21 protein-coding genes, 1 tRNA gene and 1 other RNA gene are annotated in these 21,311 nt (G+C 38.5%); 17 read left to right on the plus strand and 6 right to left on the minus strand.

Going from position 1 to position 21,311, the window contains the following annotated elements:
- Nucleotides 1–4: 4 nt before the first annotated feature.
- From spoVAE to AZF08_RS12940, 6 genes are all read right to left on the minus strand, one after another.
- Nucleotides 5–355 (minus strand): stage V sporulation protein AE, encoded by a 351-nt coding sequence (spoVAE, locus tag AZF08_RS12915; protein ID WP_033673201.1) that lies wholly within the window; start codon nucleotides 353–355, stop codon nucleotides 5–7.
- Nucleotides 352–1,368: a stage V sporulation protein AD gene (gene spoVAD / locus AZF08_RS12920; protein ID WP_033673200.1), complete on the minus strand. Its 1,017-nt coding sequence runs from the start codon at nucleotides 1,366–1,368 to the stop codon at nucleotides 352–354. The genes spoVAE and spoVAD overlap by 4 nt, the downstream gene beginning before the upstream one ends.
- Nucleotides 1,369–1,845, minus strand: a complete 477-nt coding sequence (gene spoVAC / locus AZF08_RS12925; RefSeq protein ID WP_033673199.1) for a stage V sporulation protein AC — start codon at nucleotides 1,843–1,845, stop codon at nucleotides 1,369–1,371.
- 34 nt (nucleotides 1,846–1,879) lie between these two features.
- Entirely contained in the window at nucleotides 1,880–2,368 is a 489-nt protein-coding gene (locus tag AZF08_RS12930) for a YhcN/YlaJ family sporulation lipoprotein (protein WP_033673198.1), read from the minus strand.
- 115 nt (nucleotides 2,369–2,483) lie between these two features.
- Nucleotides 2,484–2,690, minus strand: coding sequence for a DUF1657 domain-containing protein (locus AZF08_RS12935; RefSeq protein ID WP_033673197.1), 207 nt, complete (start codon nucleotides 2,688–2,690; stop codon nucleotides 2,484–2,486).
- A gap of 159 nt (nucleotides 2,691–2,849) precedes the next feature.
- A complete protein-coding gene (locus AZF08_RS12940; RefSeq protein WP_033673196.1) occupies nucleotides 2,850–3,044 on the minus strand; it encodes a hypothetical protein in 195 nt (64 codons plus the stop codon).
- 184 nt (nucleotides 3,045–3,228) lie between these two features.
- Between AZF08_RS12940 and AZF08_RS12945 the strand changes: the two genes are divergently transcribed.
- The 17 genes from AZF08_RS12945 to AZF08_RS13025 all read left to right on the plus strand — a co-directional run bounded on the left by AZF08_RS12945 (nucleotide 3,229) and on the right by AZF08_RS13025 (nucleotide 21,305).
- Nucleotides 3,229–3,304 (plus strand) — tRNA-Arg (locus AZF08_RS12945).
- 972 nt (nucleotides 3,305–4,276) lie between these two features.
- Entirely contained in the window at nucleotides 4,277–5,584 is a 1,308-nt protein-coding gene (gene rpoN / locus AZF08_RS12950) for an RNA polymerase factor sigma-54 (protein WP_033673195.1), read from the plus strand.
- Nucleotides 5,585–5,593: 9 nt separating this feature from the next.
- The gene (locus tag AZF08_RS12955) at nucleotides 5,594–5,839 is read left to right on the plus strand and encodes a glutaredoxin family protein (protein ID WP_033673194.1); all 246 of its coding nucleotides are present in this window, start codon (nucleotides 5,594–5,596) and stop codon (nucleotides 5,837–5,839) included.
- Nucleotides 5,840–5,974: 135 nt separating this feature from the next.
- Nucleotides 5,975–7,003: a gapA transcriptional regulator CggR gene (gene cggR, locus AZF08_RS12960; protein WP_033673193.1), complete on the plus strand. Its 1,029-nt coding sequence runs from the start codon at nucleotides 5,975–5,977 to the stop codon at nucleotides 7,001–7,003.
- A 26-nt stretch (nucleotides 7,004–7,029) separates the two neighbouring features.
- Entirely contained in the window at nucleotides 7,030–8,034 is a 1,005-nt protein-coding gene (gene gap, locus AZF08_RS12965; protein ID WP_033673192.1) for a type I glyceraldehyde-3-phosphate dehydrogenase, read from the plus strand.
- A gap of 136 nt (nucleotides 8,035–8,170) precedes the next feature.
- Nucleotides 8,171–9,355 (plus strand): phosphoglycerate kinase, encoded by a 1,185-nt coding sequence (locus tag AZF08_RS12970; protein WP_033673191.1) that lies wholly within the window; start codon nucleotides 8,171–8,173, stop codon nucleotides 9,353–9,355.
- A gap of 32 nt (nucleotides 9,356–9,387) precedes the next feature.
- Nucleotides 9,388–10,143: a triose-phosphate isomerase gene (tpiA, locus tag AZF08_RS12975; protein ID WP_033673190.1), complete on the plus strand. Its 756-nt coding sequence runs from the start codon at nucleotides 9,388–9,390 to the stop codon at nucleotides 10,141–10,143.
- Nucleotides 10,140–11,669 (plus strand): 2,3-bisphosphoglycerate-independent phosphoglycerate mutase, encoded by a 1,530-nt coding sequence (gene gpmI / locus AZF08_RS12980; RefSeq protein ID WP_033673189.1) that lies wholly within the window; start codon nucleotides 10,140–10,142, stop codon nucleotides 11,667–11,669. Before tpiA ends, gpmI begins: the two co-directional genes overlap by 4 nt.
- Before the next feature lie 32 nt (nucleotides 11,670–11,701).
- The gene (eno, locus tag AZF08_RS12985) at nucleotides 11,702–12,994 is read left to right on the plus strand and encodes a phosphopyruvate hydratase (RefSeq protein ID WP_033673188.1); all 1,293 of its coding nucleotides are present in this window, start codon (nucleotides 11,702–11,704) and stop codon (nucleotides 12,992–12,994) included.
- A gap of 277 nt (nucleotides 12,995–13,271) precedes the next feature.
- Nucleotides 13,272–13,640, plus strand: coding sequence for a CidA/LrgA family holin-like protein (locus AZF08_RS12990; RefSeq protein WP_033673187.1), 369 nt, complete (start codon nucleotides 13,272–13,274; stop codon nucleotides 13,638–13,640).
- Nucleotides 13,637–14,329 carry an LrgB family protein gene (locus AZF08_RS12995; protein ID WP_033673186.1) on the plus strand — a complete coding sequence of 231 codons (693 nt, stop codon included), beginning with the start codon at nucleotides 13,637–13,639 and terminating at the stop codon, nucleotides 14,327–14,329. The genes AZF08_RS12990 and AZF08_RS12995 overlap by 4 nt, the downstream gene beginning before the upstream one ends.
- 94 nt (nucleotides 14,330–14,423) lie before the next feature.
- On the plus strand, nucleotides 14,424–14,657 hold the full coding sequence (gene secG, locus AZF08_RS13000; protein WP_033673185.1) for a preprotein translocase subunit SecG: 234 nt from the start codon (nucleotides 14,424–14,426) through the stop codon (nucleotides 14,655–14,657).
- Nucleotides 14,658–14,857: 200 nt separating this feature from the next.
- Nucleotides 14,858–15,598, plus strand: a complete 741-nt coding sequence (locus tag AZF08_RS13005; protein ID WP_167332913.1) for an alpha/beta hydrolase — start codon at nucleotides 14,858–14,860, stop codon at nucleotides 15,596–15,598.
- Nucleotides 15,599–15,963: 365 nt separating this feature from the next.
- On the plus strand, nucleotides 15,964–18,363 hold the full coding sequence (gene rnr, locus AZF08_RS13010; protein ID WP_033673183.1) for a ribonuclease R: 2,400 nt from the start codon (nucleotides 15,964–15,966) through the stop codon (nucleotides 18,361–18,363).
- Between the two features lie 445 nt (nucleotides 18,364–18,808).
- Nucleotides 18,809–19,276, plus strand: a complete 468-nt coding sequence (gene smpB, locus AZF08_RS13015; protein ID WP_033673182.1) for an SsrA-binding protein — start codon at nucleotides 18,809–18,811, stop codon at nucleotides 19,274–19,276.
- 126 nt (nucleotides 19,277–19,402) lie between these two features.
- Nucleotides 19,403–19,757, plus strand: a transfer-messenger RNA (tmRNA) gene (ssrA, locus tag AZF08_RS13020).
- 585 nt (nucleotides 19,758–20,342) lie between these two features.
- Nucleotides 20,343–21,305, plus strand: coding sequence for a helix-turn-helix transcriptional regulator (locus tag AZF08_RS13025; protein ID WP_033673181.1), 963 nt, complete (start codon nucleotides 20,343–20,345; stop codon nucleotides 21,303–21,305).
- Nucleotides 21,306–21,311: the final 6 nt, after the last annotated feature.

Consider the following 21,311-nt stretch of genomic DNA (forward strand, 5'->3'; position numbering starts at 1 on the left):
CCTCTTATCCTTTTGGTTTAAATAATAAAGCGCCGATGAATCCGAAGATAACGGCTGCCGAAACACCAGCACTCGTTACTTTAAACATACCTGTTATCACACCGACGATTCCGTGTTTTGCTGCTTCGGCCATGGCTCCGTGAACAAGAGCGTTTCCGAAACTTGTAATGGGAACTGTTGCACCAGCACCTGCAAAATCAATTAAAGGCTCGTACAGACCGAATCCATCTAGTATTGCACCAGTAACAACGAGCGTTGCCATTGTGTGAGCGGGCGTGAGCTTACCAACGTCAAACATAAGTTGCCCGATTACGCAGATAAGTCCACCGACGACAAAAGCCCAGAAAAAAATCATTGCCCTACACCTCCAAATTCAATCGATACGGCATGAGCGATGCACGGAATAGACTCATCTTGCTGGAATGTAAGAGGGGATAGTAAAGCGCCTGTTGCCACCACAAGCATCTTTTTGAATTCACCTTTCTTCATTCTGTTCAATAAATGCCCGTATACGACCGTTGCTGAACAACCTGGGCCACTTGCGCCAGCTAATACAGGTTGTCCCTCTCTATAAATAAGTAATCCACAGTCTTGGAACTGTTCGCTTGTTACTTTGGTTCCGTGCTTATGCAGTAAATCATAGGCAATCTCACGTCCGACATGGCCAAGGTCACCTGTTACAATTAAGTCATAGTAGGATATATCAAGTTGTCTTTCTCTTAAATGTGCTTCAATTGTATCGACAGCTGCAGGCGCCATTGCACCTCCCATGTTAAATGGATCTGTTAAGCCCATATCAATAACTCGACCAATCGTCGCTGATGTAACACGTGGGCCTTCTCCTTGATCACTCAAAAGGGCGGCGCCAGCTCCGGTGACAGTCCATTGAGCGGTAGGTGGTTTTTGTCCACCGTATTCAGTAGGATAGCGGAATTGTTTTTCAACAGCAGTATTGTGACTTGATGCACCGGTTAATAAATATTTTGCACCTTTTGCATTTACAATACTTGCACCGAGGGCAAGGCCTTCCATCGAGGTAGAACAAGCACCAAATAATCCAATATAGGGAGCGCCGAGTGTGCGGCAAGCAAAGCTAGAGGGAGTGATTTGATTGATTAAGTCTCCCGCTAAAATGAATTGAATATCTTCTTTTCGGAGCTTGGCTTTTTCAGTTGCGCGACTGCAGGCCTCTTCAAATAAAACTTTATGTGCTTTTTCATAAGAATCTTGTCCGAGCCACAAGTCTTCATGAAGGGCGTCAAAATCTTCAGGGATTTTGCCATTTGCTTCAAATGGTCCACCGATAACACCCGTTGAAATGATGACCGGTTTATTTTCAAATACCCATGTTCGGTGTCCTTGTAACATTTACAGTCCTCCCCATTGGATGAGAATAGTTTTGATAAGACCGATAACAAAAGCGGCAAATACACCAAATAAAATAACGGATCCCGCTAATTTAAACATGTTGCCACCTACTCCAAGGACAAAGCCTTCTGTCTTGTGTTCAATACAAGCTGATATAACGGAATTTCCAAATCCGGTAACAGGTACCGCTGTACCAGCACCTCCAAATTGTGCGAGACGATCATATACACCAAATCCCGTAAGTAGCATAGAAATAAAAATCAATGTTGCTACTGTAGGATTTCCTGCTGAACGCTCTGTAAAATCAAAGTATGTGATGTAGAAAGTGGAAATAAGTTGACCGATTAAACAAATGAAACCACCTACAAAAAAAGCTTTTATGCAATTTTTTAAAACGGGTCGCTTCGGTTCGCGTTGTTGTTCGAATTTTTTATATTCTTGTTGTACTGGTGTTAAATCTTTATCTTGACTTGGCATGTGAATCCTTCCTTTTCCTTTAGAGAACGTATAATTAAGTATTAGAGTTCATTTCTGAGCGAATGGTTTTTAATTGTTTGTTAATTTGTTCTTTGTTTGCTTCTTTTTTCTTGATTTTGTTTTCCAGTTTATCTAATAGCATAAAAATTTTTTGATCAGTACTTATATGGATATCGAAAGTTGGATTTTCGTCTTCCAATTGTTTTTTTATTTTTTTTCGTAATGGTTTTAACTGAAACCTTTCATGATGTTCAGGTTTGACAGCTAAGTAAAGGTCTGTGTTCGAATTAACAGCTCTGACTTCTAGTATTTCTTCCATGGCAAGTATCTTTTTTTTCGCTTCATGTGCTATAGATTGATTAAAAGATTCCTCCATACTTACCTTCGTTAACTTAGGTTCCTTTTTTTTCTCTGTTTTTTTATGTGTTTCTTGTTTCACTTCTTTATCTAAAGGACTAGTACATCCTGTTATTAAACCTAGTAGAAGCACGAATAACACAGTAATTGTGCTTAATTTTCGCATCAAAATCATTCCATTCCTATTGCTTTATGTAATTCGAGTGAAAAAGGATGATATGGAATCATCCTTTTTCTGTTTCTCAAAAAGTGTGTACCATCAGACGGAATAGTACGTTCACTTATTGTTGTCCGTATTGAGGCTCTTCTTGCTGAACTTCTTCAACACGTGGGTTTAAAGTATCGATAATAGATTGTGTTTGTTGCGCAGCTGTTTGGAAAAGTTGTTTTGCTTGTTGGTTATCCGTATCAAGGGCGAATCCCTCTAAGCTTGCTTGTGCACTTTTTAATCCAGAAACAGTTTGCTTTAATTTTGTAATCACAGTCATTGAATAAAGCCTCCTTTGGAATATCAATTCAAAGATTATGATTTGTAAATAGGGGCGAAAATATGATTTCCAAATATAGGTTTGTTTCTTTAGAAATAAAAGAATGTAGCAGTGTGGATAAATAAAAAACAGAGGGATAATGACGTTTTTTATACGTCATTATCCCTCTGTTTTTTTATAAGAGTGCTTTGTCTCACTGACGATAACCCATCCAATAAGAACTAATAGTGCCGCAAATATTTTGATACAAAATTTGTATGTATAAGCTAAATTTTGAAGATAAAGGGCTACAAAAATATAAATAGCAACACCTACGATTGCAAGAATTAGTCCTTTATATTTGTGTAAAAACATTTAGGAGCTCCTTTTTAATGTGGTAAAATTCCCCCTTTTATTCATAATATAGGATTTTTGGATTTGGAGGAAGGTTGTATGCTGAAACTTGTATGATCCTGTTAAAGTGTAAGCGTGCTTTTTTTACATCATAGTAGTTGCGTACATTGACATAAGAAGATATAATTACCAATATATCATTCATGCGCCCATAGCTCAGTCGGATAGAGCGGTGGTTTCCGGTACCACGTCTGTCGGGGGTTCGAATCCCTCTGGGCGCGTTGAAAAGTCCTAACTTACATTTGTAAGTTAGGACTTTTTATTTTATCCCGCTATTTGTGAACGGTAAGACCCATGTGCTTAAAATTTCACTTTATATCGACCGCTTCTCGCTATATATCGGCGATTTTTGCAATATATCGACTGCTTCTCATCATATATCGGTGATTCGACACAACATATCGACCGTTCGACAATATACAACACATTCACATTAAGAATTCCTTGCCGCATCAATGATTGTGCTACTTGTTAGCATTAGCCTTATTGCTTTATTCGCAGCGAAAGTATATCCGAAAGGTGTATTGCGTAGTGGAAAGAGTCTTAAGTTTAGTCAGCTATTAAGAAATAATTAAAAAAGAGAAGGTAGGATTCAGTTCTACCTTCTCTTTTTATTTTTTTCTTGTTATATCTAGTTATAAGATTTACTATTAGTATGTGGTAATAAAAACGATTGTTCTATGTATCCATTTTGATTTTCAAGCGTATAAGTCGCTGCTATGAAAATAAAAGAAGATTTCCACTCGTTCTCTCTTTTTGTTTTCACTTAGCATGGGGCAGGAAAAGGAACTAACCGCTTCTATGCATGGTCGGATGCTCTCTTCCATCAAAAAAGAAAGGTCTTATGTCGGTTTTGCAATTTGTACGTATATAAGCTACTGCTATGAAAACAAAAGGAGATCTCCACTCATTTCCTCCTTTTATTTTCGCTTGGCATGGGGCTAAAAAAGGAACTGACCGCTTCTATGCATGATCGGATGCTCTCTTCCACCTAAAAAGAAAGGTCTTAGGTCAGTTCTTCAATTTGCATTTATATATTTTTTATTGTTTTCTTTCAATATTATTCATTTTTCGGTTGTAAGATGTAAATTTCATTAATACATATAAATTAATAATATTTTGGAATGGGTATCTGCGTTAGGATTCTCCTTTTAACAAACTTATTGTACAATAGAAACAAGGGGGAGATTAGTTTGAAGGCAAGTCTTTTACAAGAACAAAGCTTACGTTTGGCAATGACACAAGAGTTAAGACAAGCGATTACAATGCTCCAATATAACGTACAGGAGTTAACGGAGTTTTTGTATGAGCAATCGTTAGAGAATCCCCTTATTGAGTTAGGTGGCTTTGAGAGGGAGAAGAAAAAGAGCTCAAGTAAAAGTACAAGTACAAGCAAACAAGTCGACAATCAAATGGAAATTTACAGTGTGGATTCGACAACGATTCAGCAACATTTATTAGATCAAATACAGTATTATAAAATAGATGAAGAAAAGCGGAAAATGGCTTCTTTCATCATTATGAACATGGATGAGAATGGGTATTTACAAGAAACGGATGAAGAATTAGCAGAACTACTTGCAGCACCTATTGACGTAGTAGAATACTCTATAGGAATTGTTCAGTCATTAGAACCAGCAGGGGTGGGAGCGCGCAATATTCAGGAGTGTCTATCACTTCAATTGAAGCGCTTACAAAAAAGAAATGTACTTTCAGAAATGATTGTGGATGAACATTTCGCATATTTTGTTAAGAAAGATTGGCGGAAGCTTGTTCATGTTATGAAATGTAGCAATGAGGAATTACAATCAGCTGTTGATTGCATTACATCGTTACAGCCAAAACCAGGGCTTGCGTTTTCTTCTGAAAAACCGCTTTATATTGTTCCTGATATGGCTGTAAAAAAAGATGGTGATCGCCTCGTTTTACAAATGAATGAACGTAACATGCCAAGAATTGAAATTCATTCAGAATATAGCGCGCTTCTTCATACTAGTGAAAGTGAAGTGGCTTCCTATGTATCTGAGAAGTATCAGCATGTGCAGTGGATTATGCGTAGTTTGAAGCAACGAAAACAAACGCTGCTGCAAGTGATGGCAATTATTATGGAAAAGCAACGTGATTTCTTTTGGAAAGGTCCAGAGTATTTAAAACCGCTCGCTTTAAAAGAAGTAGCAGAGGAACTAAGTGTACATGAGTCTACAATTAGCCGTGCTACACGTAATAAATATGTACAAACGCCGCATGGGTTGTTTGAAATGAAAGCATTTTTTAGTAACGCAGTGGTTACAATGGAAGATGAAGCTGTTTCTACAAAGCGTGTAAAACAATTCATTCAAACATTTGTAGAACAAGAGAATAAGAAAAAACCACTTTCAGATCAAAAAATTTCAAAATTGTTAGAAGAAGAGCATGAAATCGTTATTTCACGAAGAACAGTTGCGAAATATCGAGAACAGCTGCATATTCCTGCTTCATCTCTTCGAAAAACAATTAGTTAGGTGAAAAATATGAAGGTTGTTTTATATTCTAAAAAAGATTGTGGTCTTTGCGTGAAAGCAAAACAGATTCTGAAAGAAGTGCAACATGTATATTCTTTTGAAATCGAGGAAATAGATATATATGAAGATGATGAACTTTTAGAAAAGTACCAGATTATGATTCCTGTTGTGGAAATTGACGGAAGTCAGGCGGAATGCGGTGTCATTCACAAAGATGTCATAATAAACTATATAAAGAATACAGTTAAGAGTTGAATAAGTTTCTATCTCCTGTTACAATAATACACGTAGCAGGGATTATTTTTTTAAACTATGTGGGACACAAAATGTCACTACGGGACATAGAATGACCATATAGGGAAATGAACCAATGTAGTGAGGAGAAAAGATATGCGCTCGTGGATTCAGAATACGAAAAAATTATTACCTGATCTGCTACCTGTTATGCAAACAAGAATGCAAATTCTTCAGCACATTAGGCTCATGCAGCCGATTGGAAGAAGAAACTTATCTGCAAGTCTTGGTATGACAGAACGAGTATTGCGAAGTGAAGTGCAAGTTTTGAAAGAACAAAACTTAGTTCACGTCGCCTCTTCTGGAATGACATTAACAGAAGAAGGAACAGCTTTGGTTCTTGCTTTGGAAGACTTTATGAAAGAAATTTCCGGGTTAAAGGTTTTAGAAAAACAACTTAAGGAAACATTAGACTTGGATGAAGTTTTCGTTGTCCCTGGTGATAGTGATGTTTCACCTTGGGTCAAACTGGAGATGGGCCGCGCTTGTGTTACTTGTATAAAAGACCGTCTGACAGCGAATAATATCGTTGCTGTGGCTGGAGGAACAACGCTAGCTGCTGCTGCGGACATGATGCAACTAGATTGCAAAGATTTACATATGCTATTTGTCCCAGCACGTGGTGGAATTGGAGAAGGTGTTGAGTTAGAAGCCAATACCATTTGTGCAAAAATGGCACAAAATACGATGAGTAATTATCGCTTATTGTATGTTCCAGATCATGTAAGTAGCGAAGCATATGCGTCCATTGTGACAGAACCTTCCGTGAAAGAAATTCTTGAGTTGATTCGATCTTCCAATATCGTCATTCATGGAATTGGTGATGCATTAACAATGGCACGTCGCAGAAGTACTTCAGAAGCAGATTGGATGAAAATTAAAGCAAATGAAGCAGTAGGCGAAGCTTTCGGATATTACTTCAATGAACAAGGTAATGTCGTTCATAAAGTACAAACAGTTGGTATGCAACTTGAAGATTTACAACATGTATCTCACGTTGTTGCAGTCGCTGGTGGTTCTTCAAAAGCAAAAGCAATACAGGCTGTAATTAAACAAGGGCATACTTCAATTCTGATTACAGATGAAGGTGCAGCAAAACAGTTAACAAAGGGTATTACCCTTTAATATAATCCCCCAAGGAGGAAATTCAAATGACTAAAATTGGTATTAATGGATTTGGACGTATCGGACGTAACGTATTCCGCGCAGCTCTTAACAACTCTGAGGTAGAAGTAGTAGCAATCAACGACTTAACAGACGCTAAAACTTTAGCTCATCTTTTAAAATATGACACAGTTCACGGAACTTTAAATGCAGAAGTATCTGCTAACGAAAACAGCATCGTTGTTAACGGTAAAGAAATTAAAGTTATCGCTGAGCGTGACCCAGCACAATTACCATGGAGCGACTACGGAGTAGAAGTAGTAGTAGAATCTACTGGCCGTTTCACTAAAAAATCAGACGCTGAGAAACACTTAGGTGGATCAGTTAAGAAAGTTATCATCTCTGCTCCAGCTTCTGACGAAGATATCACTGTAGTTATGGGTGTTAACCACGAACAATACGATGCAGCTAACCACAACGTAGTATCTAACGCTTCTTGTACTACAAACTGTCTAGCTCCATTCGCTAAAGTATTAAACGAAAAATTCGGCGTAAAACGTGGAATGATGACAACAATTCACTCTTACACTAACGACCAACAAATCTTAGACTTACCACACAAAGATTTACGTCGTGCTCGTGCAGCAGCTGAAAACATGATTCCAACATCTACTGGTGCAGCTAAAGCAGTAGCATTAGTATTACCAGAACTTAAAGGTAAATTAAACGGTGGCGCAGTACGTGTTCCAACTGCTAACGTTTCTCTTGTTGACTTAGTTGTTGAACTTGACAAAGAAGTAACAGTTGAAGAAGTAAATGCAGCATTCAAAGCAGCTGCTGAAGGCGAATTAAAAGGTATCCTTGGATACAGCGAAGAGCCATTAGTATCTATCGACTATAACGGATGCACAAACTCTTCTACAATCGATGCATTATCTACAATGGTAATGGAAGGTAACATGGTTAAAGTACTTTCTTGGTACGATAACGAAACTGGTTACTCTAACCGTGTAGTAGACTTAGCTGCATACATGACTTCTAAAGGTCTTTAATTCTTAAGTTTATAAGTTATCAATGACAAAACGAGGGAGAGGGTTTGTTCCCTCTCTCTCTTCTTTCGTTTTAGAAGCAAATGTGATAAGCTTTTGAATGGGTTTTGTCAATCCTAACTAGTCGGAGGGAAATCCAATGAACAAAAAATCAATTCGTGATGTAGATTTAAAGGGTAAACGTGTATTTTGCCGCGTTGACTTCAACGTACCTATGAAAGAAGGCAAAATTACAGACGAGACTCGTATTCGTGCAGCTCTTCCTACTATTCAATATTTAGTAGAGCAAGGTGCGAAAGTTATTTTAGCAAGCCACTTAGGCCGTCCAAAAGGTCAAGTAGTAGAAGAATTACGTCTTACTCCAGTAGCGGCACGTTTAGGTGAGCTTCTTGGTAAAGACGTGAAAAAAGCAGACGAAGCATTCGGGCCTGCTGCACAAGAAATGGTTGCAGCAATGAACGAAGGCGACGTATTAGTTCTTGAAAACGTACGTTTCTATGCGGGCGAAGAAAAGAACGATGCTGAACTTGCGAAAGAATTTGCAGCTCTTGCTGATATCTTCGTAAACGATGCATTCGGTGCAGCTCACCGTGCTCACGCTTCTACAGCAGGTATTGCAGAATTCTTACCAGCGGTATCAGGTTTATTAATGGAAAAAGAATTAGAAGTATTAGGTAAAGCTCTTTCTAATCCAGATCGTCCATTTACAGCAATCATCGGTGGTGCGAAAGTAAAAGATAAAATCGGTGTAATTCGTCATCTATTAGACAAAGTAGATAACTTAATCATCGGTGGTGGCCTTGCTTACACATTCGTAAAAGCTTTAGGTCATGAAATAGGTCTATCTCTATGTGAAAATGACAAAATTGACTTAGCAAAAGAGTTTATGGAACTTGCGAAAGAAAAGGGCGTAAACTTCTATATGCCAGTTGATGTTGTAATCACAGAAGAATTCTCTGAAACTGCAACAACTAAAATCGTTGGTATCGACTCTATCCCTACTGATTGGGAAGGCGTAGATATCGGACCAAAAACACGTGAAATTTATGCAGATGTAATTAAAAACTCTAAGCTTGTTGTATGGAATGGACCAATGGGTGTATTCGAAATGACTCCATTCTCAGAAGGTACAAAAGCAGTAGGACAAGCATTAGCAGATGCAGAAGATACATACTCTGTTATCGGCGGTGGTGACTCTGCAGCAGCTGTTGAAAAATTCGGTATGGCTGATAAAATGAGCCACATTTCTACTGGCGGCGGTGCGTCATTAGAATTCATGGAAGGCAAAGAGCTTCCAGGTGTAGTTTGTCTTAACGACAAATAAGTAGCAGCCAAAGAAAAAGGACGGTGCAAAGCATGCGTAAACCAATTATCGCAGGTAACTGGAAAATGAATAAAACTCTATCTGAAGCAGTTAGCTTCGTAGAGGAAGTAAAAGGTCAAATCCCAGCAGTAACAGCTGTTGATGCAGTAGTTTGCTCTCCAGCTCTTTTCTTAGAGCGTCTTGTAGCAGCCACTGAAGGAACTGATTTACAAGTAGGTGCACAAAACATGCACTTCGAAAAAAATGGTGCATTCACTGGCGAAATTAGCCCAGTAGCACTTAGCGACTTAAAAGTTGGCTACGTAGTACTTGGTCACTCTGAGCGTCGTGAAATGTTTGCTGAAACAGACGAATCAGTAAACAAAAAGACTCTAGCAGCATTTGAACATGGTTTAACACCAATCGTTTGCTGTGGTGAAACTTTAGAAGAGCGCGAAAGCGGAAAAACATTTGATCTAGTAGCAGGTCAAGTGACGAAAGCACTTGCAGGTTTAACAGAAGAGCAAGTTAAAGCAACTGTTATCGCATATGAGCCAATCTGGGCTATCGGTACAGGTAAATCTTCTTCTTCTGCAGATGCAAACGAAGTATGTGCGCACATCCGTAAAGTTGTTGCAGAAGCTGTTTCTACAGAAGCTGCAGAAGCTGTTCGTATTCAATACGGCGGTAGCGTAAAACCAGAAAACATTAAAGAGTATATGGCGCAATCTGACATCGACGGCGCTTTAGTTGGCGGTGCAAGCTTAGAGCCAGCTTCCTTCTTAGGTCTTCTGGGGGCGGTAAAATGAGAAAGCCAACAGCTTTAATTATTCTTGATGGTTTCGGACTACGTGAAGAAACTTACGGGAATGCTGTAGCACAAGCAAAAAAACCTAATTTTGATGGTTACTGGAATAAGTTCCCTCATACAACGCTTACAGCGTGTGGTGAGGCGGTAGGTCTTCCAGAAGGTCAAATGGGTAACTCTGAGGTTGGTCACTTAAATATCGGTGCTGGCCGCGTAGTATATCAAAGCTTAACACGTGTGAACGTTGCAATTCGTGAAGGTGAGTTCGATAAGAATGAAACATTCCAAAATGCAATTAAAAGCGTAAAAGAAAAAGGTACAGCTCTTCATTTATTCGGTTTACTTTCTGATGGTGGTGTACATAGTCACATGAACCATATGTTTGCTTTGCTTCGCTTAGCTGCAAAAGAAGGCGTGGAGAAAGTATACATCCATGCATTCTTAGACGGCCGCGATGTTGGACCGCAAACAGCAAAAGGTTATATCGATGCAACAAATGAAGTAATTAAAGAAACAGGAGTAGGACAATTCGCGACAATCTCTGGTCGTTATTACTCCATGGACCGTGACAAGCGTTGGGATCGCGTTGAAAAATGTTACCGTGCTATGGTGAATGGTGAAGGCCCTACTTACAAATCAGCACTTGAATGCGTAGAGGACTCTTATGCAAATGGTATCTATGATGAATTCGTATTGCCATCTGTAATTGTTAATGAAGATGAAACGCCAGTTGCAACAATCAATGATGATGATGCAGTTATCTTCTATAACTTCCGTCCAGACCGCGCAATTCAAATTGCACGTGTATTTACAAACGAAGACTTCCGTGAGTTCGATCGTGGTGAAAAAGTACCTCACATTCCAGAATTCGTATGTATGACACACTTTAGTGAAACAGTACAAGGTTACGTGGCATTCAAGCCGATGAACCTTGATAACACATTAGGTGAAGTTGTTGCGCAAGCGGGATTAAAGCAACTTCGCATCGCGGAAACTGAAAAGTATCCGCACGTTACATTCTTCTTTAGCGGTGGTCGTGAGGCTGAATTCCCAGGAGAAGAGCGTATCTTAATTAACTCACCGAAGGTTGCAACGTATGACTTGAAACCTGAAATGAGCATTTACGAAGTAACGGACGCTTTAGTAAATGAAATCGAAAATGATAAACATGATGTTATCATTCTTAACTTTGCAAACTGTGATATGGTTGGCCATTCTGGGATGATGGAACCAACAATTAAAGCAGTAGAAGCAACTGACGAATGTTTAGGAAAAGTTGTAGAAGCGATTCTTGCAAAAGATGGTGTAGCACTGATTACTGCTGACCATGGTAATGCTGATCAAGAGTTAACTCCTGATGGTGGGCCAATGACAGCTCATACAACTAACCCGGTTCCTTTCATCGTTACAAAAAATGATGTTGAGCTTCGTGAAGGCGGTATTTTAGGAGATATCGCTCCAACAATGCTTACACTTTTAAATGTGGAACAACCGAAAGAAATGACAGGTAAAACAATCATTAAATAATATAATTACGTATATAAAAGGAGAGAAATATTATGTCAACAATTATTGATGTTTATGCTCGCGAAGTCTTAGATTCTCGTGGTAATCCAACTGTAGAAGTAGAAGTTTACACAGAAAGCGGCGCATTCGGACGCGCTATCGTACCAAGTGGTGCATCTACTGGTGAACACGAAGCAGTAGAATTACGTGACGGTGACAAATCTCGTTACCTTGGTAAAGGTGTTGTTAACGCAGTAAACAACGTTAACGAAACAATCGCTCCAGAAATCGTTGGTTTTGACGTAACTGACCAAGCTGGTATCGACCGTGCTATGATCGAATTAGATGGCACTCCAAACAAAGGTAAATTAGGCGCTAACGCTATCCTTGGTGTATCTATGGCAGTAGCTCACGCAGCAGCTGACTTCGTAGGTCTTCCATTATACCGTTACCTTGGTGGATTCAATGCAAAACAATTACCAACTCCAATGATGAACATCATCAACGGTGGTTCTCATGCTGATAACAACGTTGATTTCCAAGAGTTCATGATCTTACCAGTTGGTGCTCCAACATTCAAAGAATCAATCCGTATGGGTGCTGAAGTATTCCATGCATTAAAAGCTGTATTACATGACAAAGGTCTTAACACTGCAGTAGGTGACGAAGGTGGATTCGCTCCAAACCTTGGTTCTAACCGTGAAGCATTAGAAGTAATCATCGAAGCTATCGAAAAAGCTGGTTACAAAGCTGGCGAGAACGTATTCTTAGGAATGGACGTTGCTTCTTCTGAGTTCTACAACAAAGAAACTGGTAAATATGACCTAGCAGGCGAAGGCCGTGTCCTAACTTCTGCAGAAATGGTTGATTTCTACGAAGGTCTTTGCAACGACTTCCCAATCATCTCTATCGAAGATGGTTTAGACGAAAACGACTGGGACGGCCACAAGTTATTAACTGACCGTCTTGGCAAAAAAGTTCAATTAGTTGGTGACGATTTATTCGTAACTAACACGCAAAAACTTGCTGAAGGTATCGAAAAAGGTATCTCTAACTCAATCTTAATTAAAGTTAACCAAATCGGTACTTTAACTGAGACTTTCGAAGCAATCGAAATGGCTAAACGTGCTGGTTACACAGCAGTTGTATCTCACCGTTCTGGTGAAACTGAAGATGCTACAATCGCTGACATCGCAGTTGCAACTAACGCTGGCCAAATCAAAACTGGTTCTATGAGCCGTACTGACCGTATTGCTAAGTACAACCAATTATTACGCATCGAAGACGAACTAGGCGAAATCGCTGTTTACGATGGTTTAAAATCTTTCTACAACCTAAAAAAATAATTGTAGAAAATAAAGGCAGACCGTGAGAAATCACGGTCTGTTTTTTTGTTTTGTTTCTTTTCTAGAATAGTAAATCCTAAAATTCAGAAAATATAAACTTTTTATATTAGGTCAATGTTTTTGACGTAAATTTAACTCAGAAACGCAGTCATATCAAGGGTGTAAGCGTGTAACATATGCGATTTTCTTTGTCAAGTTGATAAATTGCAGGTTTTTACAATTTATACTATGATAAAGATATAAATAGAAGATCGTATAAACATGAGGGATGATGAACATGAAGTTTACAAAGATTATTGTCCAAATTGCAGCTCTTTACGTGTTTTACATGATTGGAACATGGGTGCAAGAAATGTTGCAGATTCCAATTCCGGGAAGTTTGATTGGGATGTTTTTGTTGCTTGTTTTACTCAGCGTGAAGGTTCTATCTGTGAAATGGTTTGATTTAGGAGCTGAAACTCTCGTTGCTATTATGCCGTTTTTATTGATTCCGCCAACGATTGGCTTAATGAATTACGGTGCTTTTTTTATGAACAAAGGAATTTCTCTGTTCATTACCGTTGTAGCGAGTACATTTTTAATTATTATTGTCGCAGGACATACAGGACAGTATCTTGCGAATAGAAAGGAAAAAGAGACGCAATGAGCCAGATATTAATCGGGATTGGTTGGGTTATTCTTACCGTGTTATTATATCAATTATCTAAAAAGATTTATAAATTTTTACCAACACCGTTTACCATTCCAATGATTGTAGCAACAGCACTTATGATCGTTTTACTACTTGTGCTGGATATACCATACCAAGAATACATGCAAAGTGGTGGCGGCTGGATTTCAAAATTGCTTGGTCCAGGGGTTGTAGCATTTGCGATTCCGCTTTATAAACAACGTCACGTTCTGCAAAAATACACGATACCAATTGTTGGTGGTGTATTAGTCGGGACTACAGTAGCCATTGCAAGTGACCTAGTTATTGCAACGCTTATGGGAACAGATAAAAGCTTAATCTTATCTTCATTACCAAAATCAGTGACTATGCCAGTTGCAATGAGTGTATCAGAGCAAGTTGGTGGCGTTCCATCATTAACAGCAGCATTCGTTGTTGTTGCAGGGATTACAGGGACAATTACAGGTCCGCTTTTATTGAAATGGAGCCGTGTTACAAACTCTGTTGGTAAAGGAATTGGTTTTGGGTGCGCATCTCATATTATGGGTGTTATGAGAGCGATGAAAAACAATGAACATGAAGGTGTTATTGGATCGGTAACAATGACATTAACAGCGATTTTAACTTGTTTGCTTGGTCCGTTATTCGCAATTGTGTTTATGTAATAAGAAAAAGCGAGAGCAATCGAACAGCTCTCGCTTTTCTATAGGATTTATGCTAACATTTAAACTAACTGAATCTTTGTAGGAGGTACGCCAAGTGCATACGTTATTATCAGTTTTACTTATTATTGTATCGATTTTAATGATTGTTATGGTACTTATGCAGTCTAGTAATAGTTCAGGCCTTTCAGGTGCAATTTCAGGCGGTGCAGAGCAATTGTTTGGTAAGCAAAAAGCACGTGGGATTGAAGCGGTATTAAGCCGTATTACAGTTGTTTTAGCTGTACTATTCTTCGCACTAACAATTGGTGTTACGTACTTAAACTTATAGGTAAAGGCTTTTCTTTTTAAAAGATATTGAAAAAGAAGGAGCGTTAGCGTATTCGTGCTAATGTTTCTTCTTTTTTTGTTTCCATTTGTATTTCATTATTCGAAAAAAGTTTCTAATTAGATTATGGAAATAGAACTATGGTAAACTAAGGATAGAAACAATACGACTAGATTACAGAAGAGAAAGAGGAGAAGAAGATGATGAAATTAGCATCTCCGAAACCATTTACATTTGAAGGTGGAGACCGCGCTGTTTTGTTATTACATGGATTCACAGGGAATTCAGCTGATGTACGTATGCTCGGGCGTTTCTTAGAGAAAAAAGGTTATACTTGCCACGCCCCAATCTATAAAGGTCACGGTGTACCACCAGAGCAGCTTGTCCATACAGGTCCTGAAGACTGGTGGAAAGATGTAATGAATGCTTATCAGCATCTAAAAGACCAAGGGTATGAGAAAATCGCTGCGGTTGGATTATCACTTGGTGGTGTGTTCTCATTAAAACTTGCTTATACATTACCGATTTTAGGTGTTGTGCCAATGTGTGCTCCTATGTACATTAAGAGCGAAGAAATTATGTACCAAGGTATATTGGCGTATGCACGTGAATATAAAAAGCGTGAACAGAAATCATCAGAGCAAATTGCGGCAGAAATGATGGACTTTAAACAAACACCAATGAATACATTAAAAGCGTTGCAAGATTTAATTCGTGACGTACGCAACAATGTTGATATGATTTATGCACCAACATTTGTTGTACAAGCACGCCATGATGAAATGATTAATACAGACAGCGCAAACATTATCTATAACGGTGTAGAGTCTACTCTAAAAGACATTAAATGGTATGAAGAATCTACGCATGTCATTACGCTTGATAAACAGCGTGATGAGCTACACGAAGATGTATATAACTTCTTGGAGCAACTAGATTGGTAAGATCTAGTTGCCTCTTTTTTTCATGGGGTATTCTCATGAAAAAGGACATAAAACCATTCTTTTTAGATGGGAGAGAGCGTCCGCCCATGGATAGAAACGGTCAGTGCCTTTTTTAGCCCCATGCCATGTTAGAACAAAAGGAGAAAACGAGTGGAAATCTTCTTTTGATTGCAAAGCTGCGACTTAGATGCCAGCAAATCAAAATGGATTTATATAGAAATAAACTTTTAAGATGAGAACTTTACTGTACATAAGCAGCAGAATAAATAGTGTAAAACGAGTATTTATAGAAGTTTCGCTTTATATAGAGACCATGTTTCGGATACACTAAATAATATATGAGGGTTTAAAGGAGGTATTTGTACTTGGAAGAAATTATTCAAGAACATATTGATAAGTTATTGTTATTTATGAAAGAAGAAGCGTATAAACCGCTAACGATACAAGAATTAGAAGAGGCCTTTGGAATTGTAGATTCCTCTGGTTTTAAAGATTTTGTAAAGGCACTAGTTATGATGGAGGAAAAAGGGCTCGTTATTCGTACACGTAGCAATCGTTATGGTCTTCCAGAAAAGATGAATTTAGTGCGCGGTAAATTAATTGGGCATGCGCGTGGGTTTGCGTTTGTTGTACCAGAAGAGAAGACGACGGAGGATCTTTTTATTCCGCCTACAGAATTAAATGGTGCGCTTCATGGTGATACGGTATTAGCGCGCATTAGTTCACAATCAAGTGGATCACGTCAAGAAGGTACGGTTATTCGTATTATAGAGCGTGGTACAAAGGAATTAGTTGGTACATATACAGAGTCGAAAAATTTCGGGTTTGTTCTTCCAGATAATAAGCGCTGGACAAGTGACATTTTTATCCCGAAAAGTGCTTCTATGGGTGCCGTAGATGGTCATAAAGTTGTTGTGAAAATTACAAGCTATCCGCAAGATCGTTTAAGTGCGGAAGGTGAAGTGATTCAGATTCTAGGTCATAAAAATGATCCAGGTGTAGATATCTTATCTGTTATTCATAAGCATCATTTGCCATTAGCTTTCCCAGAAGATGTAATGGAGCACGCAAACAGTGTACCAGAAACGATTTCAGAAGAAGATTTAAAAGATCGTCGTGACCTTCGTGATCAAGTAATCGTTACAATTGATGGTGCAGATGCGAAAGATTTAGATGATGCAGTAACAGTAACGCTATTAGAGAACGGTAACTATAAGCTTGGCGTACATATTGCAGACGTAAGTCATTATGTACAAGAAGGATCTCCAATTGATGTTGAAGCTGCCGAGAGAGCGACAAGTGTATATCTTGTTGACCGTGTAATTCCAATGATTCCACATCGTTTATCAAATGGAATCTGTTCATTAAATCCGAAAGTGGATCGTCTTACACTTTCTTGTGAAATGGAAATTAACAATCTTGGTGACGTTGTCAGTCATGAAATTTTCCAAAGTGTAATTAAAACAACAGAGCGTATGACGTACTCTGATGTAAGAAGCATTTTAGAAGATGAGGATGAAGAACTAATTAAGCGTTATGAGCCACTTGTGCCAATGTTCAAAGATATGGGTAAGCTAGCAGAGATTTTACGTGAAAAACGTATGAGACGCGGCGCAATTGACTTTGATTTTAAAGAAGCAAAAGTGTTAGTAGATGAAGAAGGTAAACCAACAGATGTTGTGATGCGTGATCGTTCAGTAGCAGAGAAGCTAATTGAAGAATTCATGCTTGTTGCCAATGAAACGGTGGCAGAACATTTCCACTGGATGAACGTACCGTTTATGTACCGTGTCCATGAGGATCCGAAAGAAGATAAATTAGAGCGTTTCTTCGAGTTTGTAACAAACTTCGGTTATGCGGTAAAAGGACGTGCGAATGAAATACATCCTCGTGCTATGCAACAAATTCTTGATATGGTAAAAGGTCAGCCGGAAGAAGTCGTGATTTCAACAGTTATGCTTCGCTCGATGAAACAAGCTCGTTACGATGCAGATAGTTTAGGACACTTCGGTTTATCAACAGAATTCTATACACATTTCACATCACCAATTCGTCGTTACCCAGATTCCATTGTGCATAGATTAATCCGCACGTACATCATTAACGGTAAAGTAGATAACGAAACGCAAGCGAAATGGCGTGAGAATTTACCAGAAATCGCAGAGCATTCTTCTAATATGGAACGCCGTGCTGTTGAAGCAGAGCGAGAAACTGATGAACTGAAAAAAGCTGAGTATATGCTTGATAAGATTGGCGAAGAGTACGATGGTATGATTAGCTCTGTAACAAACTTTGGTCTATTCGTAGAGCTTCCAAATACAATCGAAGGTCTTGTTCATGTTAGCTATTTAACAGATGATTACTACCGCTATGACGAGAAGCATTTTGCGATGATTGGTGAACGCACGGGTAACATCTTCCGTATCGGTGATGAAATTACAATTCGCGTTATCAATGTGAACAAAGATGAGCGTGCAATTGACTTTGAAATCGTCGGTATGAAAGGCAGTCCAAGACGTAAATTCAAAGATCGTCCAGTTGTTATCGAACAACCAAAAGGCGGCGGCAGAAAGAAACGCGGTGGGCGTGGCGAACGTAGTAGTACACGTGGTACTGAACGCAATAGTGGACGCAAGCAGGAACGTGATGGACAAGGAAAAGGATCTTCTGGTCGTCCAGGGAAAAAAGATGGCAATGACAAGAAGAAAAAAGCATTCTTTGAAAATGTTCCAGGGTTTAAGAAGAAAAAGAAAAAGCGTAAGTAAGAAAAGAGTGGCTTCGCTTAGGGTATAAGCGAAGCCATTTCTGCTTTTAGTGGTATCCAGTTCTGACGGCAAGCTCTTCGCGTCTAAGAACCTTCCGCACGAGAAGATAAAAAACATCTTCTGTGCGAAAGAACCTTAGCCGGTCAGAGCTGAACGAGCGTCTCCACTTTTAATAGTGGCTAGAATCTAAGGTAGTTTCGCTCCCTCGGACGAAGCAAAAAGCGCTTCTCTGTCGGGAGTGCGGGCGCCCTAAGATTCTGAGCGAGCCACTTTCGCTTTTCAGTGATCTAGCTTCAGTGGCTAGAATGTTCGGCGACTTCGCTTCTTCCAGAGAGGCAAAGAGCGCCTCTAGGTCAGAAGCTCCATCCACCTCACATTCTGAGCGAGCCACTTTCGCTTTTCATTAACATTTGTTACAATAATAAAAATAGAGGAGGGACAGATAATGCCAAAAGGTAGCGGTAAGGTTATTGCACAGAATAAAAAAGCATTTCATGATTATTTTATTGAAGAAACATACGAAGCAGGGCTTGTCCTTCAAGGAACGGAAATTAAGTCAATTCGCGCTGGACGCGTTAACTTGAAAGATGCGTTCGCACGTGTACATAATGGTGAAGTATGGGTACATAATATGCATATTAGTACGTATGAACAAGGGAATCGTTTCAATCATGATCCGCTTCGCACAAGAAAATTACTTCTTCATAAAAAAGAAATCGAAAAGCTTATGGGTTATGCAAAAGAAACAGGGTATTCGTTAGTACCAGTTAGAATCTACTTGAAAAATGGATTTGCAAAAATGGCACTTGGTTTAGCTAAAGGTAAGAAACAATATGATAAGCGTCATGATTTAAAAGAGAAAGAAGCAAAACGCGAAATTGCACGTGTGTTCCGTGATCGTCAAAAGATGTAATACAGAAATTTACATTTGTAAAACGGTGCACATATGTTATAATAATTCTTGTAAGGCCAGTTGAACATTGAAAAACAGCTCTTAGTAGCTATCACGATATTTCTTCGTATGCTCCATTTCTATCATGGGGACGTTACGGATTCGACAGGGATAGTTCGAGCTTAGGTCGCGAGTCGAGGGGATCGGCCTCGTTAAAACGTCAAAGCCAATAACTGGCAAACAAAACAATCTTTCTTTAGCTGCTTAATTGCACTAAAGGTTCCTCCCTCCATCGTCCATGTGGTAGGGTAAGGGACTCAAACTAAGTGGACTACGCCGGAGTTCGCCGTCTGAGGACGAAGGAAGAGAACAACCAGACTAGCAACTTGGAAGCCTGTCGATAGGCCGAAGAGTTCGCGAAATGCTAATATATCGACTACACTCGTAGAAGCTTAAGTGCCGATATTTTTGGACGTGGGTTCGACTCCCACCGTCTCCACCAATACATATTTGGTGGTTTTTTTATTTTGTGTGTAATTTAAACCATAAGTTGGCCATTTTGGACAACTTATGGTTTTATTTGTATCGGGCCAATTTATGGTTTATTTTATTACATATGAATTCAGGGGATGTTAAGGTTAATTTGTTAGGAATTGTAGATTTAAAATAAAGATTGCCAATTTATAATAGAGTTTGATCAAAATCCTGTTATTAATTTAAATGTCGCTTTTAAATAAAGTCACGGTGTTTATAAAAAAGACGCGATGTTTTGTCCCTTTGGATCTGTTTATCTAAAGGGATGTTTTTAAAGTGAAAAGAAGATCTGAACTGAAAGGCGGATTAAGGAACTGTTGAGTAACAATAAAGTTACTCAACTAAAGGGCCAGATTGTGGAATAACGCAGTTGATGGGTTATACTAAAAATCGGAAATAGATTGTTAAGAATTATACTAAAACTAACAAGACAGAATAATCTAATTCAAGGAAATAAGTTAAATTTAAATGATAAACTAAAGTTTACTTATTACTAATTAAGAAAAATAAACTTATATGATAGATAATAAATTCCATATAGAGGTGGATTTATATGCCTAAAATTGACAATATACTAGCAATTCTATGGATGCTTAATTCAAGTGAAAAAATTACTGCAAAACAAATTTCAGAAAGGTTAGAAATGAATATAAGGACTGTGTATCGTTATATTGATACACTTTCAACAAGTGGTGTACCTATAATTTCAGAAACAGGCCATAATGGTGGATACACTTTATTGAACAATTTTATTGAAGCTCCTCTTTTTTTTGATTTTGAGGAGCAAACCTCACTATTTCACGCTGCTGTTTTTGCAGAAGAAGCCGGATATTATGGAGGTGAAGCACTAAATAGGGCTATTTCAAAGTTAAGCAGATATTCAAATCAAGAACAGGAAACAAAGATAAACCAACGTTTAACCAGTCTTGAAGTAATAAGTCGATTAAGTTCCCTCTCTATGGAGCCTTCCTTGAAGGAAGTGGAGCAGGCCGTAGCTGACGGATACTCTGTAAAAATTCTATACCTTAAATGTGGCGAAGAACAATCAACATATAGATTGGTTGATCCGTACAGAATTATTTATTGGAATAATAAGTGGTATGTGATTGGATTTTGTCATCTTAGGAATGATATCCGTAGCTTTAGAGTAGATCGAATTGAAAGCTTAATGCTAACTGAAAATAAGTTTAACCGACCAGAAAATTTTTCAGCACGTGACTTTTTTATGGACAATCTCCTTCCAACTATAGAAGGTAAGGAAGGGATTATCCCTTTGGTTATTAAAGGGAATACAAGGGCGTTGGATGATATTTGCCAACATTGGTTTTTTGGACATTATTTACAAGAACGGACTTCAACTCAAGCAGTATTTCTTCTTGAAAAAGATATGATACATACATATGTACCTCATTTACTTTTACCGTACGGTAAATCTATTCAAATTATTGGGCCAGTAAGTCTTAAGCAAAGACTTATTGAAGTTCTGTCGGAATTAATAAAATTTCATCAAGTATGATAACTT

This window comes from Bacillus gaemokensis, assembly GCF_001590835.1.
GTDB classification, from domain to species: Bacteria; Bacillota; Bacilli; order Bacillales; family Bacillaceae_G; genus Bacillus_A; species Bacillus_A gaemokensis.

Bases quoted from the DNA above. Each gene is read 5' to 3' on its own strand.
- spoVAE (WP_033673201.1), bottom strand. From the start codon at position 355: ATGATTTTTTTCTGGGCTTTTGTCGTCGGTGGACTTATCTGCGTAATC.
- spoVAD (WP_033673200.1), bottom strand. From the start codon at position 1,368: ATGTTACAAGGACACCGAACATGGGTATTTGAAAATAAACCGGTCATC.
- spoVAC (WP_033673199.1), bottom strand. From the start codon at position 1,845: ATGCCAAGTCAAGATAAAGATTTAACACCAGTACAACAAGAATATAAA.
- AZF08_RS12930 (WP_033673198.1), bottom strand. From the start codon at position 2,368: ATGCGAAAATTAAGCACAATTACTGTGTTATTCGTGCTTCTACTAGGT.
- AZF08_RS12935 (WP_033673197.1), bottom strand. From the start codon at position 2,690: ATGACTGTGATTACAAAATTAAAGCAAACTGTTTCTGGATTAAAAAGT.
- AZF08_RS12940 (WP_033673196.1), bottom strand. From the start codon at position 3,044: ATGTTTTTACACAAATATAAAGGACTAATTCTTGCAATCGTAGGTGTT.
- AZF08_RS12955 (WP_033673194.1), top strand. From the start codon at position 5,594: ATGAAGGTTGTTTTATATTCTAAAAAAGATTGTGGTCTTTGCGTGAAA.
- cggR (WP_033673193.1), top strand. From the start codon at position 5,975: ATGCGCTCGTGGATTCAGAATACGAAAAAATTATTACCTGATCTGCTA.
- gap (WP_033673192.1), top strand. From the start codon at position 7,030: ATGACTAAAATTGGTATTAATGGATTTGGACGTATCGGACGTAACGTA.
- AZF08_RS12970 (WP_033673191.1), top strand. From the start codon at position 8,171: ATGAACAAAAAATCAATTCGTGATGTAGATTTAAAGGGTAAACGTGTA.
- tpiA (WP_033673190.1), top strand. From the start codon at position 9,388: ATGCGTAAACCAATTATCGCAGGTAACTGGAAAATGAATAAAACTCTA.
- gpmI (WP_033673189.1), top strand. From the start codon at position 10,140: ATGAGAAAGCCAACAGCTTTAATTATTCTTGATGGTTTCGGACTACGT.
- eno (WP_033673188.1), top strand. From the start codon at position 11,702: ATGTCAACAATTATTGATGTTTATGCTCGCGAAGTCTTAGATTCTCGT.
- AZF08_RS12990 (WP_033673187.1), top strand. From the start codon at position 13,272: ATGAAGTTTACAAAGATTATTGTCCAAATTGCAGCTCTTTACGTGTTT.
- AZF08_RS12995 (WP_033673186.1), top strand. From the start codon at position 13,637: ATGAGCCAGATATTAATCGGGATTGGTTGGGTTATTCTTACCGTGTTA.
- AZF08_RS13005 (WP_167332913.1), top strand. From the start codon at position 14,858: ATGAAATTAGCATCTCCGAAACCATTTACATTTGAAGGTGGAGACCGC.
- smpB (WP_033673182.1), top strand. From the start codon at position 18,809: ATGCCAAAAGGTAGCGGTAAGGTTATTGCACAGAATAAAAAAGCATTT.
- AZF08_RS13025 (WP_033673181.1), top strand. From the start codon at position 20,343: ATGCCTAAAATTGACAATATACTAGCAATTCTATGGATGCTTAATTCA.